Annotated in this window: 18 protein-coding genes; 16 read left to right on the plus strand and 2 right to left on the minus strand. The window is 47.9% G+C overall.

The window, feature by feature from the left end; translation table 11 throughout:
* The first annotated feature begins 30 nt into the window (after positions 1-30).
* From KJS69_RS03000 to yajC, 15 genes are all read left to right on the plus strand, one after another.
* A complete protein-coding gene (locus tag KJS69_RS03000) occupies positions 31-1,317 on the plus strand; it encodes a homoserine dehydrogenase (protein WP_213581512.1) in 1,287 nt (428 codons plus the stop codon).
* A gap of 47 nt (positions 1,318-1,364) precedes the next feature.
* Positions 1,365-2,426 carry a threonine synthase gene (thrC, locus tag KJS69_RS03005; protein WP_213581513.1) on the plus strand — a complete coding sequence of 354 codons (1,062 nt, stop codon included), beginning with the start codon at positions 1,365-1,367 and terminating at the stop codon, positions 2,424-2,426.
* 21 nt (positions 2,427-2,447) lie between these two features.
* Positions 2,448-3,461 (plus strand): homoserine kinase, encoded by a 1,014-nt coding sequence (gene thrB, locus KJS69_RS03010; protein WP_213581514.1) that lies wholly within the window; start codon positions 2,448-2,450, stop codon positions 3,459-3,461.
* 290 nt (positions 3,462-3,751) lie between these two features.
* Complete coding sequence (pheA, locus tag KJS69_RS03015; protein ID WP_213581515.1) at positions 3,752-4,627, plus strand: prephenate dehydratase; 876 nt, start codon at positions 3,752-3,754, stop codon at positions 4,625-4,627.
* A 6-nt stretch (positions 4,628-4,633) separates the two neighbouring features.
* Positions 4,634-5,512 carry a branched-chain-amino-acid transaminase gene (ilvE, locus tag KJS69_RS03020; RefSeq protein ID WP_213581516.1) on the plus strand — a complete coding sequence of 293 codons (879 nt, stop codon included), beginning with the start codon at positions 4,634-4,636 and terminating at the stop codon, positions 5,510-5,512.
* A 372-nt stretch (positions 5,513-5,884) separates the two neighbouring features.
* Entirely contained in the window at positions 5,885-8,185 is a 2,301-nt protein-coding gene (locus tag KJS69_RS03025) for a LysM peptidoglycan-binding domain-containing protein (protein ID WP_213581517.1), read from the plus strand.
* A 72-nt stretch (positions 8,186-8,257) separates the two neighbouring features.
* A complete protein-coding gene (locus tag KJS69_RS03030) occupies positions 8,258-8,941 on the plus strand; it encodes a BofC C-terminal domain-containing protein (protein WP_213581518.1) in 684 nt (227 codons plus the stop codon).
* Positions 8,942-9,192: 251 nt separating this feature from the next.
* Positions 9,193-9,696, plus strand: coding sequence for a crossover junction endodeoxyribonuclease RuvC (gene ruvC / locus KJS69_RS03035; RefSeq protein WP_213581519.1), 504 nt, complete (start codon positions 9,193-9,195; stop codon positions 9,694-9,696).
* The gene (gene ruvA, locus KJS69_RS03040) at positions 9,693-10,325 is read left to right on the plus strand and encodes a Holliday junction branch migration protein RuvA (RefSeq protein WP_213581520.1); all 633 of its coding nucleotides are present in this window, start codon (positions 9,693-9,695) and stop codon (positions 10,323-10,325) included. The genes ruvC and ruvA overlap by 4 nt, the downstream gene beginning before the upstream one ends.
* A 270-nt stretch (positions 10,326-10,595) precedes the next feature.
* Positions 10,596-11,600 carry a Holliday junction branch migration DNA helicase RuvB gene (gene ruvB / locus KJS69_RS03045; protein WP_213581521.1) on the plus strand — a complete coding sequence of 335 codons (1,005 nt, stop codon included), beginning with the start codon at positions 10,596-10,598 and terminating at the stop codon, positions 11,598-11,600.
* A complete protein-coding gene (locus KJS69_RS03050; protein ID WP_213581522.1) occupies positions 11,600-12,043 on the plus strand; it encodes a thiol-disulfide oxidoreductase DCC family protein in 444 nt (147 codons plus the stop codon). The genes ruvB and KJS69_RS03050 overlap by 1 nt, the downstream gene beginning before the upstream one ends.
* A 672-nt stretch (positions 12,044-12,715) precedes the next feature.
* Positions 12,716-14,800, plus strand: a complete 2,085-nt coding sequence (locus KJS69_RS03055) for a SpoIID/LytB domain-containing protein (protein ID WP_249730325.1) — start codon at positions 12,716-12,718, stop codon at positions 14,798-14,800.
* A gap of 7 nt (positions 14,801-14,807) precedes the next feature.
* Positions 14,808-15,896 (plus strand): tRNA preQ1(34) S-adenosylmethionine ribosyltransferase-isomerase QueA, encoded by a 1,089-nt coding sequence (queA, locus tag KJS69_RS03060; RefSeq protein ID WP_213581523.1) that lies wholly within the window; start codon positions 14,808-14,810, stop codon positions 15,894-15,896.
* A 46-nt stretch (positions 15,897-15,942) separates the two neighbouring features.
* Positions 15,943-17,085 (plus strand): tRNA guanosine(34) transglycosylase Tgt, encoded by a 1,143-nt coding sequence (gene tgt, locus KJS69_RS03065; RefSeq protein ID WP_213581850.1) that lies wholly within the window; start codon positions 15,943-15,945, stop codon positions 17,083-17,085.
* Positions 17,086-17,118: 33 nt separating this feature from the next.
* Positions 17,119-17,433 (plus strand): preprotein translocase subunit YajC, encoded by a 315-nt coding sequence (yajC, locus tag KJS69_RS03070; RefSeq protein WP_213581524.1) that lies wholly within the window; start codon positions 17,119-17,121, stop codon positions 17,431-17,433.
* A 578-nt stretch (positions 17,434-18,011) separates the two neighbouring features.
* Here yajC and KJS69_RS03075 read toward each other — a convergent pair.
* Both KJS69_RS03075 and KJS69_RS03080 read right to left on the minus strand, forming a co-directional pair.
* Positions 18,012-18,854: a phosphatase PAP2 family protein gene (locus tag KJS69_RS03075; RefSeq protein WP_213581525.1), complete on the minus strand. Its 843-nt coding sequence runs from the start codon at positions 18,852-18,854 to the stop codon at positions 18,012-18,014.
* A 90-nt stretch (positions 18,855-18,944) separates the two neighbouring features.
* Positions 18,945-19,334, minus strand: a complete 390-nt coding sequence (locus tag KJS69_RS03080; RefSeq protein WP_213581526.1) for a TIGR04086 family membrane protein — start codon at positions 19,332-19,334, stop codon at positions 18,945-18,947.
* A gap of 159 nt (positions 19,335-19,493) precedes the next feature.
* Here KJS69_RS03080 and KJS69_RS03085 point away from each other — a divergent pair, with 159 nt between their 5' ends.
* Complete coding sequence (locus tag KJS69_RS03085) at positions 19,494-20,807, plus strand: ArsB/NhaD family transporter (protein ID WP_213581527.1); 1,314 nt, start codon at positions 19,494-19,496, stop codon at positions 20,805-20,807.
* Positions 20,808-20,939: the final 132 nt, after the last annotated feature.

Genomic DNA, 20,939 nt, shown 5'->3' on the forward strand with positions numbered 1-20,939 from the left:
AGGAACTACAGGAAGATGGGGGTAGCGCAGATGAAGCCGATAAAGGTTGGATTGCTTGGTTTGGGGACGGTAGGAACTGGAGTGGTCCGGATTGTGGAAGGCCATCAGGAAGATTTGGTCATGCAAACGGGCTCTCCGCTTAAGATAGAGAAGGTGTTGGTGAAAGACCGCAGCAAAGCGCGGAACATTTCGGTCAGCGAAGACAAGCTGACAGAGGATCCGTGGGAAATTATTTATAATGAAGACATTGATGTGGTTGTAGAAGTGATGGGCGGAATTGAGCCGGCCAAAACATACATCCTCGAGGCGCTTGCCCGAGGCAAGCATGTCGTCACGGCCAATAAAGATTTGATGGCCCTGCATGGACAGGAGATTCTGGCGAAAGCGGCTGATAAAAGCTGTGATGTCTTCTATGAAGCAAGTGTGGCGGGAGGCATTCCGATTATCCGCACGTTGATTGAAGGCTTTGCCTCCGACCGAATTACGAAAATTATGGGGATAGTGAATGGGACGACCAACTATATTTTGACAAAGATGAGTCAAGAAGGAGTCTCCTATGAAGAGGTGCTGAAGGAAGCGCAGCAATTAGGCTATGCCGAGGCCGACCCCACCTCTGATGTGGAAGGGTTGGACGCCGCAAGAAAAATGACCATTCTGGCGACACTTGGCTTTAACGTCCAAGTTTCGCTTGATGATGTGAGTGTAAGAGGAATCAGCTCTATCTCCAAAGAGGATATCCTGTACGGGCAGAAGCTCGGGTATGAAGTCAAGCTGCTCGGAATCGCTGAATGCCGGGATGACTCGATCAGCGTCACCGTGCAACCGACGATGGTTAAAAAATCGCATCCATTGGCTTCCGTCAACGGGGTTTTCAATGCGGTGTATGTGTATGGAGAAGCGGTGGGCGAAACGATGTTCTACGGCCCGGGAGCCGGGGAATTGCCTACGGCTACTTCGATTGTCGCCGATTTGGTGGCGGTAGCCAAAAATCAGAATCTTGGGGTTAGCGGACGAAGGCTCTTTACTCCATACAAGGAAAAGAAGCTTAAATCCGATGAGCAGGTGGACTACAAAAACTTTATTTTGCTGCATGTGGAAGATGATCCTGGAGTGCTGGCCAAAATTGCGAAGGTATTCGCGGAACATGAGGTTAGTCTGGAATCGGTGCTGCAGCAGCCAAATCCCCACAATCCGAAGGCAGAAATTATTATCATTACTCATGATGCCAATCAGGCAAGCATGAAGAAGGTGCTGGAGGATTTCCAGACCCTGGATGTCGTTCATAAAGTGAAGAGCGTCTACCGGGTAGAAGGTTAAGCCGAGGCAAGAGACTATAAAACTGACAATATAGGAGAGCCTGAACTATGAGATATTTAGGATTGCTGGAAACTTACAAATCATATTTGCCTGTCAACGAGAATACGCCGATGATTACGCTGCACGAGGGGAATACACCCCTCGTCCATGCGGAGAAGCTGTCCGAGGAATTGGACCTGGATATTTATTTCAAATACGAAGGACTTAATCCGACCGGATCTTTCAAGGACCGGGGGATGGTGATGGCGGTAGCCAAGGCGATGGAGGAAGGCAGCCGGACCATCATGTGTGCATCGACCGGCAATACATCGGCCGCGGCGGCAGCTTATGCGGCACGAGGAAATTTGAACTGTATCGTCTTGATCCCTAATAATAATATTGCTCTCGGCAAACTGGCCCAGGCTATCATCTATGGAGCTAAAGTCATCGCAATTGAAGGAAATTTCGATCGTGCTTTGGAAATTGTTCGCGAAATTACGGCTAAGCATCCGATCACACTCGTGAACTCTGTTAATCCATACCGGATTGAAGGGCAAAAGACGGCCGCTTTTGAAGTTTGTGACCAGCTTGGCAAAGCTCCCGACTATCTGGCTATTCCGGTCGGCAATGCCGGGAACATTACGGCTTATTGGAAAGGGTTCAAAGAGTATCATCAGCTTGGCAAAGCTTCTGCCCTGCCGAAAATGATCGGATTTGAAGCCGAAGGGGCCATGGCGATTGTTAAAGGAGAGCCAATCCGTGATCCGGAAACAGTAGCTACGGCGATCCGAATCGGGAATCCGGCCACCTGGTCGGGTGCCGTCAATGCGGCTAATGAATCCGGCGGCCAAATCAATTATGTGACTGACGAGCAAATCGTTCACGCTTACCGGTCCATCGCTTCGAAGGAAGGGATATTCGCCGAACCCGCATCGGCTGCTTCGATTGCCGGCGTGATCAAGCTGAAGCAGGAAGGCTATTTTGCCGGTGGCGAATCGGTCGTATGTGTACTGACCGGACATGGTCTGAAGGATCCGAATATTGCCATCAAGAGTGTAGAGGCAGAGCCGTTGGTCGTTGAAGACAACGAGCAGGCGGTCATGGAAGCGATCCGGAAGCTTGAAGCGTAAATGGAAACTGGAGTGAACGATATGAACAAGGCGAAAGTCCGGGTCCGGGTTCCCGCCAGTACAGCTAACCTGGGACCAGGCTTCGACAGTCTCGGAATGGCTCTTAATCTATACGCCTGGATCGAGATGAGTCGATCCGAGACAACGAGCATTCATCTATATGGAGACCATATGGATCAGGTGCCGACGGACAAAACGAATTTGATTTATAAAGTGGCTCAGATGGTATTTGCAGAAGCGGAAGTGGAATGTCCGGATCTGGAAATATCGGTTTACAGCGATATTCCGCTTACCCGCGGCCTCGGAAGCAGTGCATCGGCCATCGTTGGAGCGCTCGCAGCGGCCAACCAATTAATCGGCAGTCCGTTGTCGGCGGATAAGCTGTTCCAAATGTCGAGCGCTTTGGAGAAGCATCCCGACAACGTAGGAGCATCGCTATTCGGAGGAATTATCGCGGCTTATTGGGACGGGGAGCGGGCGGAATATATTAAAATCGAGCCCAAGCCGAACCTGAAGGTGCTTGTCGCGATTCCGGAGTTCCATTTATCAACCGATAAAGCGCGGAAAGTGCTGCCCGACTACGTTCCGCTGAAGGATGCTGTATTTAATGTCAGCCATACTTCCTTGCTAGTCGCGGCCCTCTGCAGCGGGCGATATGATTATATCCGCCATGCGATGAAGGATGTTCTCCATCAACCGTATCGGGCGCAGCTTATTCCTGGAATGACGACGATTCTGGATAAAGCGACGGACTTCGGAGCGCTGGGGGTCGCGCTGAGCGGGGCGGGGCCTACGTTGCTAGCGCTGGTTGATGCGGATAGCGGCCATAAATCTAATCTGGAGCATTTTCTGCTGGAAACTTTACAGGCTGAGGAAGTTTCCGCCCGAACGATGTGGCTCAAGCCGTCTTTAACCGGGGTGGAGGTGCTCACTTCATGGGACGAGCAGCGAAGCTTCCTCGATAACATTATACATGGAGAAATGCCTCCAGCTAATAAAGGTGAAAGTGTTGGAAAAATGGGTGGATCGTATTAGTTTTTAGGCACGCAAGGCCCATTTGTAGCACGCACTGCATTGTTTTGCTGTATATTATGCCAAAGGTCTATTCAACAGGGGATTTGACCAAGCTCATGTCCCGCTGCAATCCGCGCCGGCAGAGGTGTGCGCTCGGACACGATAGGCCTGCCGCATTGTATACGGCCCTATTTTTTACAGCTCCTTAATTGCCGATCCGGGATGTACCTTCCATTGCCTTGCATTTTCCCAGGACAGGTGATAAGATTCATAAGAAAAACTTGATATTTTATACAAAGGAGAGGTCCGGGGTGACACGAATAGCCTTTCTTGGACCCGAGGGAACGGTATCTCAAGAATCTGCCCACTATTTTTTTAACAATGATAATTATGAATACATTCCGTATAATTTTATTTCGGATGTTTATAACGCAACCGTAACCGGGGAGACAGATGTCAGTGTAATTCCGATAGAAAATACGATTGACGGCTCCGTCAAGCTGCATGTGGACCAGTTGGTCATGGGTCATCTGCCCATCCAGGCGGAATGGATTTATCCTTCGATGCAAAATTTAATCGGTTACAAGCCAGCGGGAGACGAGGGGTTCCAAGGGATCGACACGATTGTTTCGATTGATGTCGCTATTGCCCAATGCCGCGAATTTTTGAAAGCTCATTTGCCCGAGGTTCAATTTGAATTTGTCAGCAGTACGGCCGAAGGGGTTAGAAGGGTTCAGCAGCAGCAATCGGCGAATGTAGCTGCGATCGGTACGAGCTTGGCTGCCAAGCTGTACGGTTTGGACGTATTGGCGTCCAATATTACGGATCATCACAACAATTACACTCGCTTCATTCTGGTAGGGAATTCCCCGCCGCCGTTGAAGGCTGCCGATAACTATAAGACGACGGTATTGGTTACTCTTCCCGAGGATTATCCTGGAGCATTGCATCAGGTGTTGTCCGCTTTTGCCTGGAGAAGGATCAACCTGTCCAAGATTGAATCACGTCCCACTAAGCTGAAGCTTGGAACCTATTATTTTTACATTGATGTTGAGGCTTCAATGGATTCTGTCCTGCTGTGCTCAGCTATCGAGGAAGTCAAGGCTCTCGGCTGCCAGCTTCGCATTCTTGGCTCTTATCCCAGTTACAAATATGAAACAACTGATACAGCACAATTGGAGGTGTAGGCATCCATGGCACAATGGATCTATTTGAATGGAGAATATGTAACGAAAGAAGATGCCACTATCTCGGTTTATGACCATGGCTTTTTGTATGGAGATGGGATCTTCGAAGGGATTCGGATCTACAATGGCAACATTTTCAAATGCAAGGAGCACTTGGACCGGCTGTACGATTCAGCTAAATCCATTATGCTGAATATTCCTCTTTCCTATTCAGAGATGGAGGAAGCTTTAGTGGAGACGATCAAGAGAAACGGACTGAAAGATGGCTATATCCGTCTTGTTGTTTCGCGTGGACCTGGAGATTTGGGCTTGGATCCGCGGCGTTCTCCTAAAGCAAATGTAATCATAATTGTCGAACAGCTGTCGATTTATCCGGAGGAAGCTTACGTGAACGGGCTGAAGACGGTTTCCGTATCTACCCGGCGCAATGTTCCTGATGCGTTAAACCCAAAGATCAAATCTCTGAACTATTTAAATAACATTCTGGTCAAAATTCAGGCTAATCTCGCTGGAGTGGGTGAAGCCATCATGCTCAATTCGCAAGGGTATGTGGCCGAAGGCTCCTCGGACAACATCTTTATTGTCAAGCGCGGGACGGTTTATACGCCTCCTTGCTATTGCGGGGCGCTGGAAGGGATCACTCGTGCGGCAATTATCGAAATCTGTCACAAAATCGGCTACACCGTAAAGGAGGAGCCATTTACGCTTCATGATGTGTACGTGGCTGATGAAGTCTTCTTCACGGGTACCGCTGCCGAGGTTATCGCTGTAAGAGAAGTAGATGCGCGTGTCATCGGCGAAGGCAAGGCGGGTCCGATTACGACTCACCTGCTGCAGGAGTTCCGTAAATTTGTTGAAATCGATGGGCTGAAAGTATACGAATAGGTTTACGAATACAATAGTATTAGCAGGAAGCTTCTACGAAACCATTAATGGTTTTGTGGGAGCTTTTTTGTATCCTGAAATACCACTTTCCTTGGAACGGAATGATCGCTGTCATTAGTGCCATATATATAGGAAATATGGAAGCTGCTTATTATTCGGAGGGCCAGATAAGAGATTTTTTCTCTTTAAAGGATGTCAAAAGCCTATTTCCTGCATACAATGTAATGTCATTTCTGGGCACGGTGAATGTGCCGGAGGCAAGGTCAGGTTCTTAGGCTTCAATCATTAGGCACAGGGCGAGAGAGAACGGCTACCGAAGCAGTCGGCCCGAAGTCGTAGCCTCGTTCCGTACATTACAAGGAGGTTTTAGGCTTGAAAATCCATATCGTCAAGAAAGGTGAGTCTTTATATCAATTGTCGAAAAAGTATCATGTGGATCTCGACAAATTGATCGAGTTCAACCCGCAAATCGCGGACCCGGACAAAATTGATGTTGGCATGAAGGTAAAAATCCCTTCCACATCCATACCGGTGGAACAGCCCGCAAGTGACATTGCCCATAAGCATATTGTTCAACAAGGGGATACTTTGTGGAAGCTTTCCCAGAAGTGGGGCATTCCGCTGAAAGCGATGATAGACGCTAATCCCCAGCTCAAAAATCCGAGTATTTTGATGACCGGGCAATTGGTCTATATCCCGAAATGGAACCCGAATGCGCCTAATGTTTCCGGAAATGACGCAGCGCATGAAGCGAACCTGGGAGCACAATCGAATGTGATGCCAATGAACGTTCCCCCTCATAAAAAGAACACGGCAGCCATTATTCAGGAAGTAACGGAAATGCCCCTGCCGGAAATGCCGTTCGTTGAAGAAGAGAAGGAAGAAATAAAAGAGGTAATCGAAGAACTCAAGCCGGAAATCGAAGAGGAAAAAGTAGAAAAAGAAATCATCGAAGAAAAAGTAGAAAAAGAAATCATCGAAGAAAAAGTAGAAAAAGAAGTCATCGAAGAAAAAGTAGAAAAAGAAGTCATCGAAGAAAAAGTAGAAAAAGAAATCATCGAAGAAAAAATTGAAAAAGAAATCATCGAAGAAAAAGTAGAGAATATCAACAAATCGGAAAATAAGTCCTATCCGCCAGAAAAAGTTGAGATTGAACAGGTGTTTGAGAAGAAGGAAACGTCTATTAGCCCATTGGAGAAATCGAAACATCACCATGCTTACCCTTCTGTCACCTATACGGAGCATTCCTTTGAGCAGTTTAATGTTCCCGCTGTTGAAGCAGCGGCGGAATATCCTGGATGGACGCAAACGGGTAAAAGTCCCAATATGCATCTTCAGTCCCATCAAGAGTGGCCAGCGTGGTCGAACCCAAATGTGGAAGCGATGATGACTCCTTTTGAGCAAGCTAATCTTCCCCAACTCTCAAATGTATCTCCGAATCCATTGCCGGAATACGCGCTCCAGGCTTATGGAGCCTTGGAGAAGAAAGACTGTGGCTGCCATGATCAAGGCCATTACTGGCCCCAAGCTGCTCCTATGGCCGCTTATCCTGGCCTGGAATCTTATGCCATGCCTATGGCAAATGTAGGCCATATGCCGAATGTAGGTCAGATGCAAAGCTTAGGCCATATGCCGAATATGGGTTACATGCCGAGTGCAGGTCATATGGAAAGCTTAGAAAACATGCCGAACGCAGGTCATATGTCCAACGTAGGTCATGTGTCGAATGCAGTGCCAAAAGCTAATGTAGAGGCTTTACAGGAGAAGGGGAAAAAGGAAAATATAAGCGGCGCCCTATTGAAGGAAAAAATGCACTCCTCCGATCACTGGTCGCACGAACATATGCATTCGATGGGCCATTGGCCGCACGATGGACATATGCATTCGATGGGCCACTGGCCGCACGATGGACATATGCATTCGATGGGCCACTGGCCGCACGATGGACATATGCATTCGATGGGCCACTGGCCGCACGATGGACATATGCATTCGATGGGCCACTGGCCGCACGATGGTCATATGCACTCGATGGGCCACTGGCCGCATGATGGTCATATGCATTCGATGGGCCACTGGCCGCATGATGGACATATGCATTCGATGGGCCACTGGCCGCATGATGGTCATATGCATTCGATGGGCCACTGGCCGCATGGCGGTCATATGGCGAATGTAGCTCCGATGGCTAACGTATCCCCAATGGCCAATGTAAACTCCATGGCGGCGATGGAATCGATGCCGAATGCCGGGCATATGCCTATGGCTAATATGCAAGCGGTGGCGAATGTAGGGGCCGTCCCGAACATGGAATTCGCGCCTCGTGCCGAGGAGATGTTTTATTACGGAACAGTCGCGGATCCTTACGGTATACCTCAATGGGGACCCTATTATGGGCAAACGGCCTGGGATTATTCGCCAATGACCGCGCCTTTATCCCACCAAGCAGGTGGAAGCGGGACAGAAACGGACTCAACGAACAGAGATAGTGAGAATGAAGGAGTGCCTGCTGAGGAAGCTCAGGACGAAAAACGCGCAGAAATAAAGAAAAGCAACCCTTCCAAAGGCGGTAAGGCTGATTCCAAGGCTTCTCTGCATTCATTTACGCGCAAGAAAAAAAATCGGGCGGCGGTAAAGAAAACAAGAGCCAAAAATCCGTGGATTAACTACTAAGCTGGCAAAATTAGCGTATATTCCCTTTATTTCTGGATAAACTAAAAAAAAATTCAGAAGAAGGGGATTACCGTGAGCTTTTCAAGCCTAATTAAACAGCTGAAGAAGCTTTTAAAGCAAAAAAAACGATGGGTATCGTTGGGGCTCATTATTTTTGCCGCGGGAGTATCCATAACGGCTTCCGCTTATTATTTAAGTAAAGACAGGACGTCTACGGTCGAATTTCAAGAGGATAACTCCTTGCCTGTATGGAATTCTGATGTCCTTCTGTCCGATTCAGGACCGGAAAAGCAGAACAAAGAATGGATGGACGTCCTGATGCGGGAGAACGAACCTAAACAGGTTTTTCACCAAATTAACTATGTTTGCGGAGAAGAGATCAGTTTGCTGGGCTGGTTGGAGCCGGAGGAAATCGCTCAGTTATCTTCCCGGTATCCGAATGCTCTTTTGACTGTAAATGAACATTCCCAGGTTTATTTAACGGAGAAAATAGACGATTTATCGGAACAATGTAAAGGAAATGCTTATTTCGGAATTGATAAAGACGGCAATTTATCGTTGTTCAAGGGTATCCCGTCCAATGATCAAATTATCCGAACGTTTTTCCAATTAAATGTTCAGCATCTGAAGAGCAGTCTTCCAAGAGAAACATTAGATCAACTGTATAATGGCATTCGCATTATGGATTTTGACGATTACAACAGCGTAATTTCAACCTTCAGCGATTATGCCGTCCAGGGAAATAAAGCCGAGTAGCGTCCCAACATGAGTGAGCTGAACCTCAGTCAGCCGGATAAAAGAGTGGATATGGATAGTTCGATCCTTTCCGGAAACGGCGATCGATTCCGGCATATTTTCAACATAAGGCAGTGAAGCGAAAGAAAGCCCCTTTTCGTTTCCTGCCTATTTGTCATTCACAAATCTTCCTCCTTCTACTCATAGTTAAGATTATCTGCTATAATGACAAGGAATACATATGTTCGCTTGTGAGATTGGAGAGAGAACCATTGCGGATTATGGGAATAGATCCGGGGATCGCGATCGTCGGGTTTGCATTTATTGATAAGCTGGGAAGCCGCCTCGTTCCGGTGCAGTACGGATGTATTCAAACCGAGGCGCATACTGAGCCGGCCGTACGTCTTAAGGAAGTGTATGATGCGACGATACAGCTGATCGAGAAGTACCAGCCGGAAGCTGTTGCTATAGAGAAGCTGTATTTTAACCGCAATGTGACGACCGCCTTTACAGTGGGCCAGGCCAGGGGAGTAATGATGCTGGCTGCAGTGCAGAACGGGCTGCCGGTAGCGGAGTACACCCCGCTTCAAGTCAAGCAGGCCGTGGTCGGTTACGGGAACGCCGAGAAGCGGCAGGTGCAGGAAATGGTCAAAATGCTGCTCCGGCTATCTCAGATTCCTAAGCCGGACGACGTGGCCGATGCTTTGGCGGTAGCAATCTGCCACTCCCATTCTTATGTGCTTTCGCAAAAAATGACCGAGGTATATAAACGATGATAGATTTTTTAAGAGGACAGCTTGTTCACATGGAAAAGGATTATGCCGTGCTCGACGTTCACGGAGTAGGATACCGTGTTTTTTGTGCTCATCCGTACTCCTTGGGAGGACATTCCGATGAGCCGGTTACTCTGTATATTCATTATCATGTCCGGGAGGATGCGACGCTTCTATATGGATTTCCGACTAGGGAAGAACAAACGCTGTTCAGGCGTTTAATTGAAGTGAACGGGATCGGTCCGAAGGTAGCCCTTGGAATCCTGTCGGCTGGTAATCCGGAGGCGGTTATTACAGCCATTGTTCAAGAAAACCTTTCGTTCTTGACCAAGCTTCCAGGGATCGGCAAGAAAACCGCACAAAGAATCATCCTCGACCTGAAGGATAAGCTAGGCGATTTAACGATCGGAATAAGCGATTCTACGAGCTTTGCATCGTCCATGACTGAACACTTGCCCGACGCATCCAACGCGTCCGAGGAGGCCAAGCAAGCGCTGCTGGCGCTTGGTTATTCGGATGGAGAAATCGAGAGGGTATGGCCGGCGGTGAAAAAGCGAACGGACGAATCGGATCCGATCGATACGGTTGTGAAGACTGCGCTGCAGCTTTTGTTCAATGATAAGAATTTTTAAGATTCACCCTTATTATCATTCACCGCGAAACGTTATTTCGCCTTCTAAGGACGGCGCCAGCCGTTTACGCTGTTCCGGGGCTCCCCGCAAAGTAATGTATAAAACTTTTATCGAAGCAAAGTCAGGAAGCTCGACCGCGATTAGAGGAAGGTTTAGACGCCGACTCCGTTGGAGTGCGGACGGAATACGCTACGAAGGCCATACGTCACTTTTTGTGGGGGTTATTTTGCAAGGGTAACATCGAAGGATAGCTACGGAGGAGGGCCCTAGATGGACGAACGGATCATATCCGCTAATTTAATGATGGAGGACCAAGCGGTCGAGCTCAGTCTTCGTCCAAGATATTTGGCGGAATATATCGGACAAACTCAAGCTAAAGAAAATTTGAAGATATATATAGAAGCGGCCAAGCTGCGCAAGGAAGCGCTGGATCACGTCTTGCTGTATGGTCCGCCTGGTCTCGGAAAGACGACGCTTTCCAATATTATTGCCAATGAGCTGGGTGTCAACATTAGGACGACCTCGGGTCCCGCCATTGAGCGGCCCGGAGATCTGGCTGCGATCCTGACCAATCTGCAGGAAGGGGACGTGCTGTTCATAGACGAAATCCATCGGCTGCATCGGACCGTCGAAGAGGTGCTGTATCCGGCCATGGAGGATTTCGCCCTGGACATTATTATAGGCAAAGGGCCGAGCGCCCGCTCCGTCCGTCTTGATTTGCCTCCCTTCACCTTGATCGGGGCCACTACACGGGCTGGCTTGTTGTCCGCGCCTTTGCGGGACCGATTTGGCGTGGTCAGCCGGCTGGAGTACTATACGATTGATGAATTGGCCTATATAGTAAGCCGCGCTTCCGAAATTCTGCAGGTGGATACGGTCGGGGAAGCAGCGAAGGAAATCGGCATGCGGTCTCGGGGGACTCCAAGAATAGCTAACCGTCTGCTTAAGCGGGTACGCGATTACGCCCAAGTTAAAGGGGACGGAATGATTACCAAGGAAATAGCTCGAACGGCGCTTCACCTTATTCAAGTGGATGAGCTCGGGCTGGACGAAATTGATCATAAAATGCTGCGAGCGATCATTAATCACTTTAGAGGCGGACCGGTCGGGTTGGATACGATAGCCGCAACGATTGGAGAGGAAAGCCAGACTATCGAGGACGTATACGAGCCCTATCTGCTTCAAATAGGCTTTCTGCAGAGAACTCCACGCGGCAGAATGGCTACCGTTCATGCTTACCGCCATCTCGGGATTGAACCGCCGGAGAAGCCGTAATGAAGAGCAGGCAGCGGCGGTTTACCCTTCTTTATGATGCCCGTTGCGTATTGTGCGTTAGAACCGTAAGCGCGCTTCGCAAGCTGAACATAAAGGCGGATTTGGCGATGATTCCACTTCAGGAGGCTGATCCGACTCTATTTCCCGAAGGGGTTACGAGAGAACAATTGCAGTCGCAGCTGCACATTATCGATGAGAGCAACCGGATTTATCGAGGGGCCGAGGCAGTGCTCCTGATCATGACAATGGTTAGAGGCTGGAGATGGCTGGCGGTTTTATACCGTGTTCCTGTTTTGCGTCCTTTAGCTAATCGGCTCTACAGATGGATAGCGGACCATCGTTATAAACTTTTCGGGCAAATCGATGAGTGTGATTCCGGAGCCTGTACATTGCACTCGCGGGAAGAATCTAAACAGCCTCCATCAGATTCCGGATCAACTTAACTTCACACTTTGGGAGATAGTTTAGATGTTTTCGAAGCTTCGAAGGCACTTTCCTTTGGAACATTGAAGGACTGTTTTCTTTAGTGCCACTTATATAGATTACAGAACCTTATCATCAGACGATAAGGTTTTTTGGCGTAGATCGAAAGGGATGTGCAACTTTTTCCAAGTGGAGGAGTCTAAAATCTAGAGGCTTGTCTACAAGCCTCGACAAAAAATTTGTAATCCAAATGGGCGCAAAATTGAAATCAGTGCTTGACGAAATAAATGCCTCACGGCACTTCCTCCAGGCAGATAATAAATTTTAAGGTGCAAATATGCACCGGAATGTTACCGCTTTATTCATTTTCGCAATTAAGGTGTAAAAATGCACGCTATTTTCTACCTTTTATGAAAATTGACGATATTTTCAAAATTAGAAGGTAATTTTGCACTCGAATACCCATTTTCGGGAAAAAGGTTAGATTTAAGAGGTATTTTTGCACTTCAATCTTCTTATCGGGCAACTGCTGGATTTAGGGGCACTATTGTCCATATGAGGGCTGAAATGAGAGATCTCAATTATGAGAACCTGCATATATCCATTTTGCCAAGAGGAGATTGGGCGTCTAAGCACTGAGATGGAGCCTTACAATTGGAAAAAATATTGAAATGAAGAAGGAGACCTCACGAATGGCACAATTTAAACGTTCGAGATGGACAGGATGGATACTTACTTTATGTTTAATATGCATGGCAGCACCGTCTGCTTTCCCCCAGCCGGCTAATGCCGCTGCTTTATCGCTGGATACGATTCGGGTGGCTTTATATATTGAATCCTCCCAGTACAAGCTCACTGTCCCGTCCATAACGGTTTCTGCAGATGGTGGTCTTCGTTTGGGGGTTCGCTCCACATCCGGCAGCGGCAACGAGCTTATCGATCCGGGAACGACATCGATTCGTGCCAGCCTGGATCAATACGGAGTTTTCCTGATGGAAACGGATCAATACAGCGGAGCCAAGACGTATTATGATCAATTGGTTAAAGCTGGGTACTCGGCGACTTTGTTTACTGCGGTTAAGCAAGGGAAAGAAATGTATCAGGTAGGCATTGGAGCCTACCCCGACGCTGCGGCCGCTGCAGCGGCCAAGGACAAGCTGTCTGCCGATTCCTCCTTGTCCGCACAGGCGGTCTCGCCCCTGTTAACAGGCCCCCTTCGCTGGAACGCGGGAACTTATGCCAATGAAGCGGAAGCGGCTGCCCAAGTGGTTAGTTTGCGGCAAGCCGGACTTCCAGCTGTGTTGGCTTATCATGAGGACGCTTCCGGTGCCCGGGTGTTTTCCGCATGGCTGGGGAATGAAGCGGATCAAGCCGGTCTGGCCGCCGTCCAGTCTCAGGCTCTGCAGGCTATGCCGCAGCTGGCATTGACTCCTGTTGAGGCAACACTGCCTTATATGATCAAGAGGGAGGAGAAATCCGGTGAGAACGGAATAGTTATGCCGCATTTTCAGGTTCAGGCCAATAGCAAGCTATGGATTACACCTCAGCAATCCAAGCTGAAGATCAGTGAGAAGGAAAACCGCTCTTACCGGGGAGGCTTGGAGCTAAGCCAATATAACGGCAAGCTGGCCGTCGTCAATGAATTGCCTTTTGAGCAATATTTATATTCTGTCGTTAGTACGGAGATGGGGACGGGATGGCCGATGGAAGCTTTGAAAGCGCAAGCGGTAACGGCTAGAAGCTACGCATTGGAGAAGGGCCTCAAATATGAAATCGCTCACTTGTCCGACAGTACGATCGATCAGGCGTATAACGGAGTGGAGTACGAGGATGTTATTCAGGCCGTGAATGCGACAGCAGGAGAAGTGATGAGGACGGATAAAGGGATTTTCAATCCATTGTTTTATTCTAATAGTGGAGGCATTTCCGCTGAGTCCGAAGAAGTATGGGGAAACCCTTCTCCTAACTACAGTAGTGTCGAAAGCCCGGATTCGATTGCGGAAAAAGGCAAGCTAACCTGGTATCGGGTATGGCTGCCTAGTGGAAAAGCCGGTTATATTCGTTCGGATTTATTAAAAGCGACCGGAAAGAAGAACGCCGCAGGGTTGCCCTATTATGAGCCAACGGAAAACGGGGTTAACGTTCGCGCTTTTCCTGATGCAGCGAGAGCGGAAGCTGTAGGCAAGGCCAGCCTCGGAGACCAAATCATAGTTTTTGACGAAGTAATCGAGAGCAACGCTTATTCCTGGATTCGAGGGGGCTATACGTCGGCCGATTTGTCCGATAGAATGAATAAATCGATTGCGGAACCGATACCCGGTCCCGTTCGCCGCTTGGAAGTGTCCAAGAGGGGCGCTTCCGGAAGAGTAATTGAAGTTAAAGCAAACGGGCAAATCGTCAAAGTTCAATATCCGGATGCCCTGCGTACGTTATTCGGAGGCTTGCCCAGCACCTTGTTTGAAATTGAAGAAACGGGAAGGTATACTATACTGGGAGCAAACGAAGTTTCCCGTACATATCCGGAATCTTCCCTGCCCCTACACGCGCAGCAAAGCGGAACGTCTCAAGCGGCGCTGTCCAATGAATTTTTCGTTCTGAATGGCAGCGGCGATGTTCGTCTGGCCACGAAGGACCAGCAATTCATATTCAAGGGCAAGGGCTATGGCCATGGCCTGGGGATGTCCCAATGGGGTGCTCGCGGATTGGCAGAGCAAGGGTATGACTACCGGCAAATATTGCAACACTATTATAAGGGAGTTACCATCGCTAAGGACTGAATAAGGTATGGATGTTGAATTATTTAATTATGAATTGCCAGAAGAGCTGATTGCTCAGACTCCGCTATCGAACCGGACGCATTCCCGGTTAATGACGTTGAATAAGCATACGGGAGAGGTGGAGCACCATTATTTTGAGCAATTGGAACGTTATTTAAAAGCCGGGGATTTACTCGTGTTGAACGATACGCGGGTCATTCCAGCCCGGCTTTTTGGGTGCAAGGCAGACACGGGAGCCAAAGCGGAGGTGCTGTTGTTAAAATCACTGGGAGAGGATCGCTGGGAAGCGCTGATTCGACCGGGCAAACGCTTCAGGGAAGGCTCCCGAATTATGTTCGGCTCCGAGGAGGCGTCCGAGGAAGAGGATACGTCTTCGGGATCAAAACCTCTTTTGTCCGCTGTAGTAGAGCAGTCAGGAGATATGGGAAGCCGTATACTGAAGTTTGAATACGACGGAATCTTTAATGAGGTCCTGGACAAACTTGGTCAAATGCCGCTGCCGCCCTACATTAAAGAAAGATTGGATGACCGCGAGCGTTATCAGACGGTTTATGCCAAGCATGAAGGATCAGCCGCCGCTCCGACGGCCGGGCTTCACTTTACTTCCGCTTATCTGGAGCGGCTGCAGAAGCAGGGAATCCGACTGGCTTATGTCACTCTTCATGTCGGACTCGGTACATTTCGTCCCGTTGCCGCCGAACGGATTGAGGAGCATGAGATGCATTCGGAATTTTACAGCCTGCCTCAGGAAACGGCGGATGCGATTAATGAGACCCGATTGGCGGGAGGCCGGATCATCGCCGTGGGAACAACCTCCGCACGAACTTTGGAAACTGCCGCAAGACAATGTCAGCAGAACGAGACAGGGGAGCCAACCATTGGGGCTTGCAGCGGTTGGACCGATATTTTTCTGTATCCCGGCGTTCCTTTTCTGCTGGTCGATGCGCTGTTGACCAACTTTCATTTGCCTAAATCGACTTTGCTAATGCTGATCAGCGCTATGGCGGGCCGAGAACGGATACTAAAGGCTTATGAGGAAGCGGTTCAAAACCGGTATCGCTTTTTCAGCTTCGGCGATGCCATGTTTATATATTAGTCTTATCAAGCGGAACATACGTTAAATGCGAATGCAAAAGGATGAGATGCTATTGTCAGCAGTAACTTACGAATTAATCAAAACGTGCAAGCAAACCGGAGCCCGGCTGGGACGAGTGCACACTCCACATGGAGTTATCGACACCCCTGCCTTTATGCCGGTGGGGACCCAGGCTACGGTCAAGACGATGAGTCCGGAAGAATTAAAACAAATGGACGCGCATATTATATTAAGCAATACGTATCACTTATTCCTCCGGCCTGGTCACGAAATTGTGAGGAAGGCCGGAGGACTGCACCGATTTATGAATTGGGATCGGCCTATTCTAACAGACAGCGGGGGCTTTCAAGTATTCAGCTTGAGTGATATGCGCAAAATTTCCGAGGAGGGGGTAGAATTTCGCTCCCATCTTAGCGGAGAGAAGCTGTTCTTGTCTCCAGAGAAGGCTATGGAAATTCAGAATGCGCTTGGATCCGACATTATGATGGCCTTCGATGAATGCCCTCCCTATCCAGCGGAGCATTCTTATTGCAAGCAATCGTTGGAACGAACGACCCGCTGGGCGGAACGCTGTCTGAGAAGCCACGCTCGACCGGAGGATCAGGCACTGTTCGGAATCGTTCAGGGAGGAATGTACGAAGATTTAAGAAAACAGAGCGCTGCAGAGTTGACTTCGCTCGATTTTCCGGGTTATGCTATTGGTGGATTGAGTGTCGGGGAGCCCAAACACTTGATGTATGAAGTGTTGGATTATACTGTGCCCTTGCTTCCGGCGGGGAAACCGCGGTATTTAATGGGAGTTGGATCTCCGGATGCTCTGGTGGAAGGTGCGATGCGTGGAATCGATATGTTTGACTGCGTCTTGCCCACTCGAATTGCTCGCAACGGAACCGTCATGACCAGTTCCGGAAGGCTTGTTGTACGCAATGCCAAATTTGCCGAAGATTTCGGGCCGCTTGATCCGGAGTGCAATTGCTATACCTGCACTCATTATTCCCGGGCTTATATCCGTCATTTAGTGAAAGCGGATGAAACGTTCGGGATTCGTCTGACTACGTATCATAATTTGCACTTTTTGCTTGATTTGATGCGCAAAGTGAGACAAGCTATCCTAGAAGACCGCCTACAGGACTTCAGGGATGAATTTTTTGAACAGTATGGCATGAAGAATAATTCCAGCGGGTTTTAAATCGGGGGACGGTATGGAAAGGGGTGAACGCAAATGAAATACATGGCTGAAGCGGCTGCAGAGCCGGTTGGCGCAGGTAATTTATTATTTTCCTTATGGCCTATCGCTTTAATGTTTCTGGTCCTTTACTTCTTATTGCTGCGACCGCAGCAAAAAAGACAGAAAGCTAGAAATACGATGCTGCAGGCTTTGAAAAAAGGCGATAAGGTTGTTACCATCGGCGGCCTGCACGGAACAATTATCGAAATTACCGATGACACTTGTGTGCTTAGGGTTAACGATGCCACCAAAATGACTTTTGAAAGATCCGCAATTAATTCCGTCGTATCTTCCACGAGCTCGGAATAAACTTTATTTATGAATTACATAGTTAATTAAAAAAGAGCCCTTAAAGGCTCTTTTTTAATTGTAGAAATTTATAACTCCACTTTAGCTGGCTAAAATCAGCTTGAAACCTTGCAGTGACTGGAGCGCGAAGAGATCAGGCACCTTACTTTTTTTCGCCGAGGAGAAGGGTAGCGTCTTTCATTTGCATTTGTTCTCTGAGTGTGCATCGTCATCGCTCCTTTCGTCTCCTACTGGCTATTATTCCCAATAAAAGCTCGAAAGAAGCAAATTAACCACTACCGCGATTAGCGGTTTAGTTCAACTGTATTTTGTGTGGGTAAATTGAAGCGAATGAGGCGAATGGACTGGACTAGATGGAAAAACCGCATTTAAAATGGAGGTTTTTTGCTGATATCCCTCTTTTTGCACAAAATAGATAGAGGTTTTCCACTTAGTTTCCGTTTTTAACCTCAAACGGAGCAAATTAGCTGTATGAAATCCATTTAGACCCCTATGATGTGTGAGCAGAACGCTAACTCGGCACCAGCAATTGTCCTTTTTTCGACCACCTACGAAGCTTATCCTCCCTTTTTTAATCATCATTCGCCCAAGCTGCTTCCTTTCCAAGGCCTGACAAAGGTTCTAACAGGAGAACTGGCTCGGCCCTGGCTGATACGCAGCGCTATCAAGGACGCGCTGACACCAAGAACAGAACCGGCTACCGCATCGGTAACCCAATGAATTCCCATATAGAAGATCGAGAAAATAATGAAGGCCGCTGTCAAGCTGGCAAACCAGCCCCAGAATCGATTTCCCGATTTCAAGGCGATGACGGCCATAGTCACGGAAAGCGATGTATGGAGGCTCGGAAAGCAATTATCGAGTCCAGACAGAGAACGATAGGTTTGTTCAAAGGTCGGAAAGGAATCCAAAATGAGAAGCCGTACGTCCGGGTGAAACGACCAGGCTTCAAAAACCGGAAAAAACAAATAAAAGGGAATGGCCACTACGTAATTAATTATCAGGGCGTAACAAACGGCGTAGAACAACTTGTATTGCTTTTGGTAAATATATAAAGCAATCGAAACGATCATGACTGCCTGGAAAACGACGACATAGAAAAAGGTGGAAAGGGAAGTCAATGCCGGATGCTCAAAAAAATGTTGAATCGACGCTACAAGGTCTCCCTCCAGCTGATAGATGGCTGGAGTAAAATCGGGTTGGGCGGGGATTATTTCCTCCAGCCACAGCTCCATTCGGTTGACTAGTAAAATGGCCAGCACAGCGGCGAGATGGAGGAAGATTCTGCGCGAAGTGAATAATTGCTGAATGAATGATCCGGCCACCGGAATAGGATTGCTTTGGGTAGTCGCAAGTAGTAATACAATAACGGTAATACCGGTCCAAATGGTGACCTCCGTCATGGTGTGGAAGCTAAACATGAAGAGTTCCTCCTAATGTGGCTGCTTATTCGACAAATAATAACAACGACTCGTATTATATCACATCAGGATTAATTGTGTAACGGGCAGTCACTTATTAGTATTTACCCCAATAATTCCGCCTAATGCTCCAATAAAGAAGCTGGCCGCACTGAATAGAATCGTATTCAAATCGAACCCTTTATCAAAACCAAGAAATCCAATAAGAATAATTATAATACTGTAAATCAGCCCAAGAATTCCTCCGTAGTACCAGCCCTTTAATTCCGCTCTCTTACCCGCGATCCACCCCCCCAGACAGAGGGACACCGTATGAATAATGTAAGCGTAAGCAGGGAGCGCGTCTTCTTTTTGGTCTGTAAGCATAAGGATAAGAGAAGTCAAGACAGCGGCGATGCTCATAATGATAAAGGCATAAAGCAGACCGGCCAGAATAGGGGAGTGGATCCGGACACCCGAAGTATTGTTTTTAGATTCCATAGCATTTTTCCTCCTCACACGAAACCCGGTATTTTTAATACATTGTATGGCCAAGCCGGAACGAATAGTACAAGGGTGAGAGGACTATCTGTTATGGACGGGTTTGGCAGATTTATGTATAATCTTCAAATAGCAGCAAGCAAATAAAGGAGTGCAAATATGAACGAGCTATCGACGGAAGCAGCGAACTGGCAGATCGTTGCCGCTGTAGTCATTTTCCTGATAAGCTACGCTTTGTTTATTGCGGAGAAGACGAATCGGGCGGTAATTGCGCTGGCTGGCGCCATTCTTATGATCGTATTAGGTTTGGTCGACTTCAAGGCGGCCTATTCATTTCACTTGCCATGGCAAACTATTTTTCTATTGATTGGGATGATGCTCCTTGCTGGAATTACGAGCAGAACCGGAATATTTCAATATCTGGCCGTCCGCGCTGCCCAAAAGGCAAAGGGAAAGCCAATTCCGCTGCTTATCCAGTTATCTCTTCTGAGTGCAGGATTCGGCGCATTGTTTGATAATGTTATGACCATACTGCTGTTAGTCCCGGTTACGTTATCTCTAACTAAAATTTTGAAAGTGAATCCGGTCCCTTTTTTAATAGCAGAAGTTATATCCGCCAATCTGGGCGGAACGGCGACATTGATTGGTAATCCGCTTAACATGATGATTGGCTCTGCAGTTCAACTCAGCTTTACCGATTTTCTTATTTATCTCGGGCCGGTTGTCGTTATTATTTTGGGAGCCGCTCTTTTGTATTTCAAGCTATTGTTCGGCAAACAACTGCAGGTCCTTTCCAAGCATAAAAAAGAACTGATGAAGTTGGATGCTAAAACTTACATTACGGATAAAAAGCTGCTAATAAAATCACTTATTGTCCTGGGATTGACCTTAATCGGATTTCTTATTCATCCGGTCCTTCATCTGGATGCGGCGGTAATCGCCTTGGCCGGCGCTACGCTTTTAATGCTGATTGGAATTAAGGACCATGCCGTAGAAGAGGTGCTGGATTCGGTTGAGTGGGTGACGGTCTTCTTCTTCGCCGGATTATTCGTCCTGGTCGGAGGATTGATGGAAGCGGGGGTTATCCGCAGTCTGGCGACGGGGATGCTGCAAATTACAGAAGGAAGTATTCCATTTATGGCGATGCTTGCTCTATGGGTAACGGGGCTGGTCTCGGCGACGATAGATAATGTTCCTTTGGTAGCAACGATGATTCCATTGGTACAAGATATGGGCGTTCAATTAAATATGAATGAGTCAGCCTTGAATCCGATTTGGTGGTCTTTGGCGTTAGGCGCTAGTTTAGGCGGTAACGGCACCTTACTCGGGGCTTCGACGAATTTAATCGCTGCGGGGATGGCCAAACGGGAAGGGAAAAGCTTTTCTTATATGGAATTCTTGAAAGTTGGAGCTCCCATCCTATTCATTTCGTTAATCATATCGTCCTTGTACATATATTTTATTGTGTTATAAGCCAGAGACGGTTTTATATCCTACGCTGAAGCTTCAGCATGACATTTTGCCAGCATTTATATAAGGAAATATTGTATGACGGAACAAGGGAAGGGTCAGAATACCCATTGAACCATTCGGTGTTCAAAGCTT

Origin of the sequence: Paenibacillus sp. J2TS4 (assembly GCF_018403245.1) — a bacterium.
In the GTDB taxonomy this organism is placed as follows: domain Bacteria; phylum Bacillota; class Bacilli; order Paenibacillales; family NBRC-103111; genus Paenibacillus_L.